The 13,450-nt window shown below is 41.7% G+C and carries 11 protein-coding genes; 2 read left to right on the top strand and 9 right to left on the bottom strand.

Going from position 1 to position 13,450, the window contains the following annotated elements; translation table 11 throughout:
• Positions 1-1,137: 4-alpha-glucanotransferase (gene malQ / locus ACTHJT_RS16610; protein ID WP_440240272.1), on the top strand; the 1,137-nt coding region annotated here is incomplete at its 5' end.
• 70 nt (positions 1,138-1,207) lie between these two features.
• On the opposite strand, the gene ACTHJT_RS16605 is transcribed toward malQ, so the two are convergent.
• The 9 genes from ACTHJT_RS16605 to ACTHJT_RS16565 form a co-directional block, all read right to left on the bottom strand.
• Positions 1,208-2,305, bottom strand: a complete 1,098-nt coding sequence (locus ACTHJT_RS16605; protein WP_440240270.1) for a DNA topoisomerase IB — start codon at positions 2,303-2,305, stop codon at positions 1,208-1,210.
• A gap of 34 nt (positions 2,306-2,339) precedes the next feature.
• Entirely contained in the window at positions 2,340-2,546 is a 207-nt protein-coding gene (locus ACTHJT_RS16600; protein WP_440240268.1) for a hypothetical protein, read from the bottom strand.
• A 96-nt stretch (positions 2,547-2,642) separates the two neighbouring features.
• Entirely contained in the window at positions 2,643-3,005 is a 363-nt protein-coding gene (locus ACTHJT_RS16595) for a DUF6496 domain-containing protein (RefSeq protein ID WP_440240266.1), read from the bottom strand.
• Positions 3,006-3,084: 79 nt separating this feature from the next.
• Positions 3,085-3,465 (bottom strand): hypothetical protein, encoded by a 381-nt coding sequence (locus tag ACTHJT_RS16590; RefSeq protein ID WP_440240264.1) that lies wholly within the window; start codon positions 3,463-3,465, stop codon positions 3,085-3,087.
• A 184-nt stretch (positions 3,466-3,649) separates the two neighbouring features.
• Positions 3,650-4,201, bottom strand: a complete 552-nt coding sequence (locus ACTHJT_RS16585) for a DJ-1/PfpI family protein (protein WP_440240262.1) — start codon at positions 4,199-4,201, stop codon at positions 3,650-3,652.
• Positions 4,198-4,551, bottom strand: a complete 354-nt coding sequence (locus ACTHJT_RS16580; RefSeq protein ID WP_440240260.1) for a hypothetical protein — start codon at positions 4,549-4,551, stop codon at positions 4,198-4,200. The genes ACTHJT_RS16585 and ACTHJT_RS16580 overlap by 4 nt, the downstream gene beginning before the upstream one ends.
• 179 nt (positions 4,552-4,730) lie before the next feature.
• Complete coding sequence (locus ACTHJT_RS16575; protein WP_440240258.1) at positions 4,731-4,868, bottom strand: hypothetical protein; 138 nt, start codon at positions 4,866-4,868, stop codon at positions 4,731-4,733.
• 46 nt (positions 4,869-4,914) lie between these two features.
• Complete coding sequence (locus tag ACTHJT_RS16570; RefSeq protein WP_440240256.1) at positions 4,915-5,268, bottom strand: hypothetical protein; 354 nt, start codon at positions 5,266-5,268, stop codon at positions 4,915-4,917.
• A 201-nt stretch (positions 5,269-5,469) separates the two neighbouring features.
• On the bottom strand, positions 5,470-7,623 hold the full coding sequence (locus ACTHJT_RS16565; RefSeq protein WP_440240254.1) for a hypothetical protein: 2,154 nt from the start codon (positions 7,621-7,623) through the stop codon (positions 5,470-5,472).
• Between the two features lie 352 nt (positions 7,624-7,975).
• On the opposite strand from ACTHJT_RS16565, the gene ACTHJT_RS16560 reads away from it, so the two are divergent.
• Positions 7,976-13,450: alpha-2-macroglobulin family protein (locus ACTHJT_RS16560; RefSeq protein WP_440240252.1), on the top strand; the 5,475-nt coding region annotated here is incomplete at its 3' end.

Below are 13,450 nucleotides of genomic sequence, written 5' to 3'. Positions count from 1 at the left end.
AAAACAGATCAGACAGAATACATTGCCTATTGCAAAAAAGAAGCTTACTGGCTGAATGATTTTGCCTTGTTCCTCTCACTTAAAAATTATCACCACGGATCCTGGTGGCTCGACTGGCCAGCAGAATACAAGAACAAAGATCCGCAGGCGCTTCGAAAAATAAAGAAAGAATTGTATCATGAAATAGAGAAAGAGAAGTTCATTCAGTTTATGTTCTTCAAACATCTCAATGCCTTGCGCCGGTATTGTACCGATCAAAAAATAAAATTCATCGGCGATATGCCTTTTTATGTCAGTCACGATAGCTGTGATGTTTGGAAACATCCCGAATATTTTAAACTGCACAAAGACGGGCGCCCGGCGAAGGTTGCAGGAGTACCGCCGGATTTGTTTACAGAAACCGGCCAGCTTTGGGGGATGCCCGTGTATAATTGGAATGTACTAAAAAAATCAGAATATGACTGGTGGGTGAAACGCATCAATCATACCTTGCTGATGTGTGATATCATTCGCCTCGATCACTTCCGTGCCTTTTCCGCATACTACGAAATTCCTGCAACTGATCATACAGCTGTCAATGGAAAATGGATCAAAGCACCGGGTATTGATTTTTTTACTACTGTTGAAAAAAAATTGAAGCATCTTCCATTGATCGCTGAAGACCTCGGTGAGATTGACCAGCCCGTATGGGATCTTATGGAACTGTTTGATTTTCCCGGTATGAAGATATTGCAATTTGCATTTATGGAACACACACCTGCAAGCATTCATAGTCCTCATAATTATGCACCTAACAGTATCGCTTATACAGGAACGCACGATAACAATACCCTGCTTGGCTGGTACCAGGATGAAACCTCAGACGAAACCCGGAACAATATTTCTGTGTACTTCAATAAAAAAATTGATGCAACTAATGTGAATAAAGAATTCATCCGGCAGGCTATTTCATCTGTTGCAGTGCTTGCGATATGGCCGGTCCAGGACATGCTGACCCTAGGCTCTGAAGCGAAAATGAATCGCCCGGGTACACTGCACGATAACTGGAAATGGCGGCTGCATTCACAAGCGCCCTTAACGCTTGAGCTGGCAAAAGAAATCCGTGATGAGCTTATATTATTCAACAGAATAAAATGATATAAAAACAAAGAGCCGAAGTTTAAATACTCCGGCTCTCTGCTGAAAATAAACTATAAATAAAATATGCTTAGTGCTCGAGAATAGAGATTAAAACCTGTTCAGCAGGAGTAAGCACTGCACCAGATTCACAATTGGTTTCGATCTCCTGGATTTTTGAAATGTATTTTGTTAGTTTGCCATTTTCGTAATCTTCCATAATTCCCGGATGTATATAATGCTTTTTACACACACTGCGTGTATTTCCTAATTGATGCGCAACAATATCCATCGCTTCTTTCATCAACCTTTTTGCCTGTGTTTGATTTTCTGCCGGACCAAGATTTCTGAATGCCTGCAAACATCTCACCGTTCCTGCCCAGGTACGGAAGTCCTTGCTTGTAAAATCACCACCTGAAATTTCACGTATGTACGCATTCACATCTCCGGAATCAATCGTATGCGGATTGCCCTGGTGATCGAAATACTGAAATAATTCTTTACCGGGAATATCTCTGCATTGAGCAATAATGTGTGCAAGTTTCTTACTCTTTAAACTGATTCGGTGATAAATACCTTTTTTACCTTTGAATGAAAAACAAACTTCGCTGCCTTGTATTTTTACGTGCCGGTCTTTCATGGTCGATAAACCAAAGGAACCATACAATTTTTCATACATGGTATTTCCTACACGTATGCTGGTAGATTCCATCACACTGATAACAGCTGCCAGTACTTTTGTTTTAGGTAATCCATGCTGACAAAGATCTTCTTTAATCCGGGCACGGATCGCGGGGATGGCATGAGCAAAATCTCTCAGGCGATAATATTTTGTTTGTTCACGTAATGAAGACCACGCAGGATGATAGCGGTACTGTTTCCGGTTTTTAGCGTCCATGCCTGTTACCAGAATATGCCCGTTTTCCTGTGTGCAGATCCATACGTCTGTCCATGCTGGCGGAATAACCAACTGCTTAATTCTTTTCAGAATTTTTTTATCAGTTATCTTTTCATCCTTGAAATAATACACAAAACGGCTGCTCAGTTTTTTGCGTGTATATCCTTCATCTGCATCGTTCACATAAACCAGATCTGCAAGCGTCGCACTAGCCCGGTAGTCTTTAACAGCTTTTCTTATTTTTCTTTTTGGGACCAACAGGTCTGCTATGGATGCTTGTGCAATCGTCATGTCAGGATACATTTATAGTATGATAATGTTTTAATTATTTTCCATTTTCAATTTTACCGCCACCGGAGAAAGCCAGAAATTGTTTTTTGGTAATAACCGGTTGCCCGGAAACAGATAAGAAGGAGCCACTTCTGAAGACTCCTTCATTCTGTGCATAAGGACTCCCGGACCATGCCTGGGTTACTCTTTTCTGATCAAAAGATAATGAGTGGAGTCCTGAATGGGATCCGGTATTTGCCATTCACCCGAATAGGATTATCTGTTACATGTTCTGTTCAGATAAATAGAAATTCTACCTCGTAGATTTCTTCAATGCTTTGTTCATCCGTCAACATAATTATTTCGATTTTTTTGATGATGTTTTCTTAGCAGCAGATTTCTTCTTCGCCACCTTTTTCATCGCAGGCTTCTTAGACGCAGATTTTTTAGCAGCCGATTTTTTCGTTGCTGATTTTGTTGCTGCAGGCTTTTTCGTTGCCGATTTCTTAGCCGTGCTTTTTTTAGCCGTACTCTTCTTAGCAGTAGTTTTTTTTGCAGGCACCTTCGCTCCTTTTTCTCTTGCCTCAGATAAACCAATGGCGATCGCCTGTTTGGGATTTTTAACAGTCTTACCGCTTCTGCCTGATTTTAATGTTCCTTCGTGCATGCGGTGCATGGCACTTTTAACAACTTTTTGTGATTTTTCAGAATACTTAGCCATACGTTAATACACTCGTTTCCTATTATGAAAGACCACCTATATTTTTCAGCTGGTTGAAAGATATAGCTGGTTGAAAGATTTAATTTTTATGTTCCAAAACCTGAATCTCTGTTTTCTCCTTTACTATTGCCTGCCTCAATAAGAAATGTAAGCTCATGTACAGATTCGCGATCCATACCAGGGCAAAACCACCGATGATATATCCGCGCCAATCATCACAAAGCAGTTTATAATTTGTAAGGAACAGAAAGAACAAGGTTATGTAATGACTGAAACAATACTCGCAGGTAAACAGATAAAAGAATTTTCTCAAGGCAAGAGGTTTGCATGTTTTACTTCTCATTATGCAATATTCCCGTGGTTCTTTAAAAACTTCCTCGTGTGTAACCGTCCATGCAATACAGGCAATTGGCAATGCCAGAATAAAAAGCCACAAAACCTGTTCATACAATGCCGGCATACACTCGTTATCAATTAACCAATCATTGATTCAAAACTCTGAAATAATGCCGTCGGAAGCGTTACAGGAAATTTTAAAAATGTTATATCATTCACACAAAATGTTATTTTTCCGTCATGAAAAATTAAAAAGCCCTTACACATGTTATAAGGGCCTTTAATGACTTTTAGAAATTTTATTATTGTTATAATAAAATTTCTTTTTGAATAGTATTTCTGGCTTCTGTACCCGACCATTTTTCACACAGGTACAAACCCAATTCAATAGCTGCTAAGCCTGTATCGCTGGTGATGATATTACCATCATCTACAACTCTTTGATTTACAACGTCCACATTCATTCCACGCAACAGATCCTGTTTGCGAAAATGCGTAGTTGCTTTTTTATCCTGTAAGAATCCTGCTTTTGCAAACAGCAGACTCCCTGTGCAGGTAGCAATTTTCAAAGGTGTTTCCTCTGCGCCTTTCAACCATTCAATAAAATTGGGTTGCGCCAGTAATGCTTCTACACCTACACCTCCGGGAACAATAATCACATCATATCCCTTCAGCACCTGCTTCACGCGGTCTGGCTTCATGGCAAGACCGAACTGATCAGAAGCGCCTTCTGTAAAGGCACAAAACTCCCAGGTAATTTCTGTCTTGTACCCCTTTGATTTAAGACGACTTACAGGATCATATATACCAATCAAATCCAGCCACGACATGCCGTCATAAACAATATACGCCAGTCTCATATTTGATTTCCGGAAGCATGAACCTGCTTATGAATATCTTCAACCTGTTTGATAAAATCGGCAACAAGCGGATCACTCTCTGAGCCATAAGCATCAATAAGACTTCCCCGCTCTCCGGAACTTGTTGATATAGCATATAGAATCGCGCTATCTGACGGATTGGATTCTCCTTCGAACCTATAGAAATTTACAATGTGTACTTGCTTTGGTGTATAAATCTGTTCAGTTGTTAAAGACTTCAAACCTTTTTCAACGGCTTTAAATTGTACACGGAATCCAAGACTGTTTAATCGTTGCAGACATTCAGTCAATGTATTCATCTGATCCGGATTATTTACTGAATCTATCATGGCTATTAATTTTTTGTTTGTTAAAGCGTAGGACAAATTTTACTGGATAAAAACTATGAAGTTTTACATAAAAATGGGAAAACCTTGCAAACTTAAACGGGCAAAAATAAAATGTGAATGGCTATCGCAACTTGCTGCAATAGCCATTCAGGGAACAATTGTATTCATAAAGCAGTAGCTTAATTATTCGATTTGAAATCAAGCATTTTAAATCCTATTCCCATATCCGAAACGAGCATTGGATTTACCTGTACTTTTTCTTTTTTAACTTCAGGCTTTTGTTTGCCTTTCTTCGGTGTTGCTTTAAGACGGTTCATAGTAATAATCGTTTAACTGGTTAGTGTAATCTGGTTAGCTGAAAAATTAATTGTAAGAATGATGCGTATGATCTTGCTTATGAATGCTCTCAACTTCAACAATAAAATTGCTCGTGTTGATGTCGCCTTCGGATCCATATGCATCTATTAATAAACCACGCTCACCGCTAATGGCTTCGATAGCATATAGAATTGCGTTGTCTTCAGGATTTGAATCTCCCTCGAAACGGTAGAAATTAACAATCTTCACTTGATTTGGTTTATAAATCCGATCAGAAGCCAACGATTTTATTCCTTCTTCAAGAACAAGAAATTGCGTATTGAAACCTGCTTTTTCAAGCGTTTGTGTTAAGGCAGACAATGTCTTCATTTCTGTCCTTTCTGCTGCTACTTGTACCATAGTGTTCAGTGTTTAATTGTCGACAGATGCCGGCAAAGGTTGGACTTAACTATTTCTGTACTCAAATTTCGGGTTTTAAATCCCGGAAGCATTACATTAAATCACAAAATCGTTACATAATATACAGAGAATCATACATATCCGCAAACAAAAAAAGCGGCTCTTTATTTGAAAAGCCGCTTTTTTATCGATTGTTAATGGTTATTGCCAAAATTTAATAAATCCGTAATACCAGAGCAGATAAAATGCTGCGCCGGCTAGCAGGGAAACTAAAAACACTACCTGCCAGAGTGGTCGACCTTTAGGACTGAATGGGTCATTGGTATTGATTTTTGCGCCTTTCGGCAGATCAGCAATTTGTGTCAGCGTATTTCCGAACGGAATATTAATAATCACCTTCGCATTGATTGCCCAACCGTTGGCATCCAGGATCAGCGCGAGGTTGCGTTGGCGTAATTTAAAATATGCCATGATCATGGCAGGACCTGAAATGATCAGCAACAGACCAATAATTGCCAGCGGCATCTTCCACCAGACCAAACCCATAAAACCTGCGAGCACACTGGCCAGTGCCGTACCAATCGCACCAAGGGCAAGGCCAATGGCAGCGAAGATACCGACAAATTTTCCTACATCAAACGGAACCGGTGCTGCGGCTGGTGCAGCAGGCGCTTCAATCTTTGCAGGTACCGTTTCTATTTTATCTGTTACATCAGTAAGCACCTTATTATCTTGTTCGGATGCAAATTTATTTACCTGTTTTTCTATAAAGCGCGATACTTTGCGGTATGGCGACCAGAATGCCTGCCGGATACTGATCGGATTTTCAATGATCTTAATAATCGTAGCGTCGTAAGCCGCGCCTTTTCTATCATAGAATACTGCATTACGGCCAACGATCAGGTTATCGATATCTCCATTTGTCAATGCCGCAACAATCGTTATGGTTTCACTCGTAGATTTGGATACGCACTTGCAATAAATCAAAAACATATTGCTTAATGAAACCATCATGTCATGGCGGGTCATGTCGCTTACTTTAATACATAGATCACAGCTTCGCTGGTCGATATATAAAGTACCGGACTGGAAGATGGCAGAATAATCGGGTGAATAGAAATCGTAGAAGGTAACAAAGTTTTTTATCAGCGTAAATAAGTCGCGGTAGTAACGAACCAGTTTATCAACAAGAATAATGTTGTTGGCCTCTGTCTCAAGTGCCTTATCACTTTCGATCAGGCCAAGCAATTGTTCTGCAAAATTGCTGTTCAGAATCTGGCGCACCCGCTCCAGGCCAAGTACTTCTACACGTTCACCAGCCTTTTCAGCTTTCCAGCTTTCATATGCCTGAAACTTTCCCGCAAGCAGTTCCCATTCAGTTTCAGAAATGCTTTTTTTATTGCCGAAAAGTTTATCTACAATCAATGTACGCAATGCTGTAACCGCGTTTTCCCAGGCAGGATTTATGCCGCTTGTAAGCATCAGTTCCTTACCGCCTTCAATTTTAGATAGTGGGAACATACCGATTTCTTCCATGCAGGTGGTAAGATCTTTTGAAGAGATTAATTCTACACGGGCAGTCTGTAAATTCAGCACAGCAGTACTTTCCACATCAAACGCGGCAAGCCTGCAGCGTAGAAAATAATCATCTACTTTTGCTTTCACAGCAATATAGGCCTGGTAGCACTGTTCTGTAATTTCATTGAAAGGAAGAATAGTCTGTTTATTTTCTTCCGCTTTTTTATGCCAGTCTGAATAAGCATTGCAGGCATCCAGAAATTGGGTTAAATAATCGGTATCAATACCTTCTTTACCGCCGCGGTCTGTAATGCTTCCGACGCACAACATAATATCGGCAAGCAGCTTTTTCAGTTCTGCTGTTGAGCAGGAATCTTCAGTGATAATACCATCACCGTTAAAAGCTGTACCTTTGAAAATCTTCACACGATCGGATGTTTCTTCAACCGTTAAGCTTGTTGCATCCGGGCGGCCCAGGTTCTTCAGGATGTTTTTCGCGGATGCCATCAGGATCTTTCCTTCTGTACTGTTTTCATTAATCGCGCTAAGCGGAAAAACGGCGTCCTGTTTCATCAGGTCATTGGGGTTATTAATAATAGAACCGATCCATTTAATCGCCGCCAGTATTTCGATGACCTTTATATGTCCGTCGTTATCTTCATCAATCAGCTCCAGTGTCGCTGAATCAATTTCGAGTCCGAAGGTAGGACAACTAAGTGCCGTCCATAATTTCTGATCCAGTTGTTCAAGTGCTAAAATATCTTTTCCGGAATCGAAGTTAACGCGTTTAACTCCGCCGACAGATGAAAAACTCCATTCGTGATGTGTACTTGTCATAAATTATATAAAAGAATCGTACTGATATTGGCAGTAAATATACACATCGCCGGCAGAAGTTGCCAGATTCCTTTTAGAGATTTGAAGATAATGAAGATCAGCTCTCCAAGACAGTTAAAAATCTGAGCTTTGCGAAAAATTATATTATTGAAATTATTTCTCAGGCCGAGCGCATCGGAGTGAGCATAACAATCTGCACCATGGTTTTAGCCATTATGTTAAGATCCTGGACAAGGAGTTTTTGATTAATCGGAAACAATAAACACTTATCTGCTTTCCATCTACACTTATTCAATGATTGAAAACAATACAAAGGCAGCCCGTATTTTTCCAGTGTTAATTCACCCATATTATGAAACTGAAATCGCTGACCCATTCCGGAAAAATCCCCTACTTTATTTTAGCCGTTTTTATTGGTATCGTCTGTTATCGCTATGCACAAACCCATCAGAAAATCAAATCGCCGCAGATTTATGATAAATACATTGCCGCTTATACGGGCGGTGAAATATCCAGGAACTCTGCCATACGAATTCGTTTTGTAAACGAAGTTGTCTCTCAGTCAGAAACAAATAAAAACATTCCTTCAGATCTTTTTTCTTTTGAACCGCAAATCTATGGCAACGTGCAATGGATCGATACACGCACCCTTGAATTTAAACCAAATTATGATTTGAGTTCTGATAAAAAATTCAAAGGAACACTGGCATTAAAATCCTTGATTCCTTCAATTCCCGATTCGTTGGAAAAGTTTCAGTTCTTATTTCATACAAAAAGGCAAGCAATGAGTATTGAAGCCGGAAGCCCTTCGCCAAAAGACCCGGAACAACCTCAATGGGTAAAAATTGAAGGCAAAATATACCTGGCTGATTACGAAGCAATGAATACGATTGAAGAAATGTTCAGCGCAACGCATGCCGAAAAAAATCTTTCCATTCAATGGGAAGAAGTTCAGACAAACACATTCCGCTTTGTGATAGACAGTATTCTCCGTACGAACAAACCTTCAGAAATCATCCTTAACTGGAGCAGCAGCTATTACAGTAACATTGAAGCCAATGGGAGAAAAGTAATAACAGTTCCGCCTTTAGGAAACTTCGTACACATCCATACCAGCACTACCAGTTATCCGGCGCAATCCATCACACTTGAATTTTCAGATCCGATCAAAAAAAATCAGATCCTGGACGGGCTCATCCGTGTTGGAGGACAGGATGCTGCATTTACCATTGAAGATAATAAGATTCATGTATTCCCGACAAAACGTTTGCTTGGAGAGAAAGAAGTAACTATTGAACAAGGTATCCAGAATACGAAGGGACAGATTCTGCAAAGCAAGTCCAGTGTGCTGGTTGTCTTTGAAGAATTGTATCCGGAAGTAAAACTGGTTGGCAAGGGCACCATTATTCCGCATGCCGATATCCTGCCATTTGTATTTGAAACAGCTAATCTTTCCGCCGTGGATGTTCGCATCATCCAGATCACTGAAAACAATATTCCACAGTTTTTACAGATCAATAAACTCGATGAATTCAATGAGCTGAAGCGCGTAGGCAAAATTCTATTGAATAAAAAAGTAGCCTTGAAAACAAACAAAAACACAGATCTGAAAAACTGGAACCGCCATGTACTTGACCTGAGCAAGCTAATCCGTACGGAGCCTGGCGCAATCTACCAGGTTGCTATTGGTTTCAGAAAATCCTATTCGCTTTATCCGTGTGATGATACCACAGGTGGTGACTCAAAAGACATGCTTCACATCGACCAGGATTATTGGAACGACCCGGACTGGTATTATTATTCCGATTGGGAAAATAGCTATTATGAAGATGAAAGCTACGAAGACAGAAATGATCCGTGTAAAAAATCATACTATAATTCCGACCGCATGGTTGTACGGAATATCCTGGCAAGCAATCTTGGAATAGTTGCCAAGCGGGGCTCTGAAGGAACAGTGTTCGCTGCCGTTACAAACTTACTGAATACAGCGCCTATGGCCGACGTAAACCTTGAGCTGTACGACTACCAGCAGCAACTGCTCGCTTCCGGAAAAACCGGTTCCGATGGAACCGCCAATATAAAACTAAAAGGCCGGCCGTTTTTGCTGATTGCAAAAAATGGAAAACAGCGTGGCTACCTGCGTGTAGACAATGGCTCATCACTATCATTAAGCCGGTTTGACATTGGGGGAAAAGAATATCACAAAGGACTGAAAGGATTTATTTTCGGAGAACGTGATGTATGGCGGCCGGGAGATTCTTTGTTTTTAAATTTCATACTGGAAGACAAATCAGACGCGTTGCCTGCAGCACACCCGGTTGTTTTTGAATTGTACAACCCAAGACAGGAACTGATCAGAAGAATTGTGAAAACTTCATCCGTGCATAATTTTTATACATTCCATACAGTCACCGACGATGATGCGCCAACAGGTAACTACTCAGTAAAAGTTATTGCCGGCGGAGCAACCTTTGAAAAAAATATTAAAGTTGAAACGATCATGCCTAACCGTTTGAAGATCGAAATGGATTGGGAAACTACAGATCCGGTACAAAAAGACAAGCCATTAAAAGGGAAGCTTAATGCGCACTGGCTGCATGGTGCCACGGCACAAAACCTGAAAGCACAGGCCTCGGTAACCTTAACACAATCAAAACTCGCTTTTAAAAATTATGGGGATTATGTGTTTGATGACCCGACACAAAAATTTATTTCAGAAACAAAAGAGATCTTCAAAGGAAGTCTGAACGGTACCGGCACTGCTGATGTTACAGCAGACCTGCACATAGAATCGAATGCGCCGGGCATGTTGAAAGCAAATATAAAAGCGCGTGTCTATGAACCGGGCGGAAACTTCAGCACCGCTTACTTCAGCGTGCCTGTGCATCCGTATAAAAATTATGCAGGGATCCGCGATATCAAATCAGAGAATATGCTTGCTACAGAGAAAGACCATATGATTAAACTGGTAAGCGTTGATGCCAATGGCAAGCCTGTACCCGGAAGAAAGCTCACCGTTGAACTATATAAGATTTCATGGAAATGGTGGTGGGATGTAACAGAAGAAGATGATGCATTCAATTATAATGGAAGAGAATATTCTCAATCTGTACAAACAGACAGCATCACCACCGCAAACAACGGTGAAGCGAGCTGGAAGCTGCGTGTTGCGGCCCATGCCTGGGGTCGTTACCTGATCAAAGTATATGATGCCGACGGGCATTGCAGCGGAAAAATTGTATACTTGGATTGGCCCGGTTGGGGCGGCAGAGACGAAGAAGAAAATCCGCAGGGATCAAAAATGCTTGTCTTCAGCGCCGACAAAGAAGTGTATGCGGCCGGAGAACAAATCACGCTCAATATACCGACTGGCTTTGCGGGCAGGGCTTTACTAAGTCTGGAATCCGGCACGAAAGTAATCGGCTCCTACTGGATCAAGGCACAAAAAGGGATGACAAGATTTACATTTCCTGCAACTAAAGCGATGGCGCCCAATGTATATGCGCACGTAACTTTGTTGCAGCCACATGCACAGACCAGTAACGATCTACCGATGCGCATGTATGGCATTCTGCCGCTACGGGTGGAAGATCCTGCCACACACCTGCATCCTGTCATCGACATGTTAGATCAGCTAAAACCAAAACAAAAAACAACCATACGGGTTGCTGAACGCAACGGTAAACCTATGACTTATACCATTGCGGTTGTGGATGAAGGCTTGCTGGATATCACACGCCATAAAACACCGGATGTATGGAGCAACTTCAATGAACGCCAGGCACTGGATGTAAAAACCTGGGATCTGTTTGATGACGTAGCCGGAGCAGATGCATTAAAAATAAAAAACCTGTTAAGTATTGGTGGGGACGGTAGCCGCGGCCCGCTGGAAGGTGCAAAAGCAAACCGATTCAAACCCGTAGTGTTGTTTTTAGGTCCGTTTCACAGCGATGCAGGACAAACGAAAACGCACACCTTTACCTTGCCGGATTACATAGGCTCTGTACGTGTTACCATTATTGCAGCAGAGAACGGCACGTATGGAACAGCAGAAAAAACAGTGGCTGTTAAAAAACCACTGATGATCCTTGGTACCCTGCCGCGGGTATTAGGTCCGAACGAAACATTCAAATTTCCGGTAACCGTATTCGGCATGGAAACCCGGATCAAAAATGTTTCGGTACAGCTGGAGGTGAATGGCATGCTTACTTCTGCAGGTAATACGGTACAGCAGATCGTGTTTGAAAAAACCGGTGAACAACTTGTATACTTTCCGTTACGTGTGAAAGATGCTATTGGCAAAGCTACTGTAAAGGTTACTGCAAGGTGTGGAAAAGAAACAGCTGTATATGAAACAGAAATTGATGTGCGGAATGCCAACCCGATTATGTACAATGTCACAGAAACAACTTTGGATGCAGGCAAATCCTGGACACAGCCGATTACACCTATCGGTATAGCTGGTAGCAACCATGCAACGGTCGAGGTTTCAACCGTTCCTCCGTTGAACCTCGCCAAACGACTTGACTATCTGATTCATTACCCATATGGTTGTGTGGAACAAACGACTTCGTCTGTATTCCCGCAGCTATATCTGAACAGACTGCTTACACTTTCAACAGAAAGAAAAAAAGAAATCGACAAAAACATCAAGGCCGGACTAACACGGCTGAAAACCTTCCAGTTAAATGACGGCAGTCTCTCCTACTGGCCGGGCAACGATGAAACAAATGACTGGGGTACTAATTACGCCGGCCACTTCATGCTGGAAGCCGAGCGTGCAGGTTATGTGCTGCCTTATGGCTTTAAAGATAAATGGATCGCTTATCAAAAAAACACGGCACGCAACTGGAGTGAAGGTAATGAAGCAGAACAGGCATACCGGCTATATCTACTTGCTCTGGCAAAAGCACCTGAAACCGGAGCCATGAACAGAATGCGTTTGACCAAACTGAAATCTATACCGGCAGCCTGGTATCTGGCTACCGCTTACTATCTGGCCGGACAGCCGGAGCTAGCGAAACAGATGTCAGCTGAAGCTTCCATAGTCGTATCGGATTATAAAGAACTTTCAAACACCTTCGGATCAGATGAACGGGACAAAGCCATCATACTGCAAAGCCTCAGCATTATGGGCCAACGCACAAAAGCCGCACCGCTCATGCGTGACCTGGCAGCAGCATTAAACAGTCCGGATTACATGAATACACAAGCAACCGCTTACGCGCTGGTAGCCATAGCAGCTTATACAGGGACTGATCGTTCAACCTCCGGCATGAGTTTCACTTATACACTTAAAGATGGAAGTAAAAAAGAAATTCGTACAACATCACCGATATGGCAGTACGCATTTAGCAACGATGAAATGAATACACTTGAAATTAAAAATACCGGATCGGGTATACTTTTTGCAAAGATCGTATCAGCAGGCATTCCACTTGAAGGTGATAAGACAGATGCTTCCAATGGATTGGCACTGGACATCATATATACCTCCATGGATGGCAAAAGACTGAATCCTGCTGCCATTCCGCAGGGTACAGACTTCATGGCGCTTGTAACGGTTACCCATACCGGTACCAATGCACGCGGATTTTATGAACAACTATCGTTGACACAAATCTTCCCTTCAGGTTGGGAAATTCATAACGCACGGTTAAATCCTTCAGGAGCAACGAATAAGTATGACTCGCCGGATTATGAAGATGTGCGCGATGACCGGGTAAATAGTTTCTACGACCTGGGAGTAAAACAGAAAAAAACATTTTGTGTATTGCTGCACGCGAGTTATGAAGGTCGGTTTTATTTAGCTACTGTATATTCTGAA

This window comes from Cytophaga sp. (assembly GCF_051961495.1).
Lineage (GTDB): Bacteria > Bacteroidota > Bacteroidia > Cytophagales > Cytophagaceae > Cytophaga.
This window is presented reverse-complemented; position numbering and strand designations above follow the sequence as displayed.

Coding starts and splice junctions, on each gene's coding strand:
- ACTHJT_RS16600 (WP_440240268.1), bottom strand. CDS start 2,546: ATGGCAAATACCGGATCCCATTCAGGACTCCACTCATTATCTTTTGAT.
- ACTHJT_RS16580 (WP_440240260.1), bottom strand. CDS start 4,551: ATGATAGATTCAGTAAATAATCCGGATCAGATGAATACATTGACTGAA.
- ACTHJT_RS16595 (WP_440240266.1), bottom strand. CDS start 3,005: ATGGCTAAGTATTCTGAAAAATCACAAAAAGTTGTTAAAAGTGCCATG.
- ACTHJT_RS16565 (WP_440240254.1), bottom strand. CDS start 7,623: ATGACAAGTACACATCACGAATGGAGTTTTTCATCTGTCGGCGGAGTT.
- ACTHJT_RS16585 (WP_440240262.1), bottom strand. CDS start 4,201: ATGAGACTGGCGTATATTGTTTATGACGGCATGTCGTGGCTGGATTTG.
- ACTHJT_RS16570 (WP_440240256.1), bottom strand. CDS start 5,268: ATGGTACAAGTAGCAGCAGAAAGGACAGAAATGAAGACATTGTCTGCC.
- ACTHJT_RS16605 (WP_440240270.1), bottom strand. CDS start 2,305: ATGACGATTGCACAAGCATCCATAGCAGACCTGTTGGTCCCAAAAAGA.
- ACTHJT_RS16590 (WP_440240264.1), bottom strand. CDS start 3,465: ATGCCGGCATTGTATGAACAGGTTTTGTGGCTTTTTATTCTGGCATTG.
- ACTHJT_RS16575 (WP_440240258.1), bottom strand. CDS start 4,868: ATGAACCGTCTTAAAGCAACACCGAAGAAAGGCAAACAAAAGCCTGAA.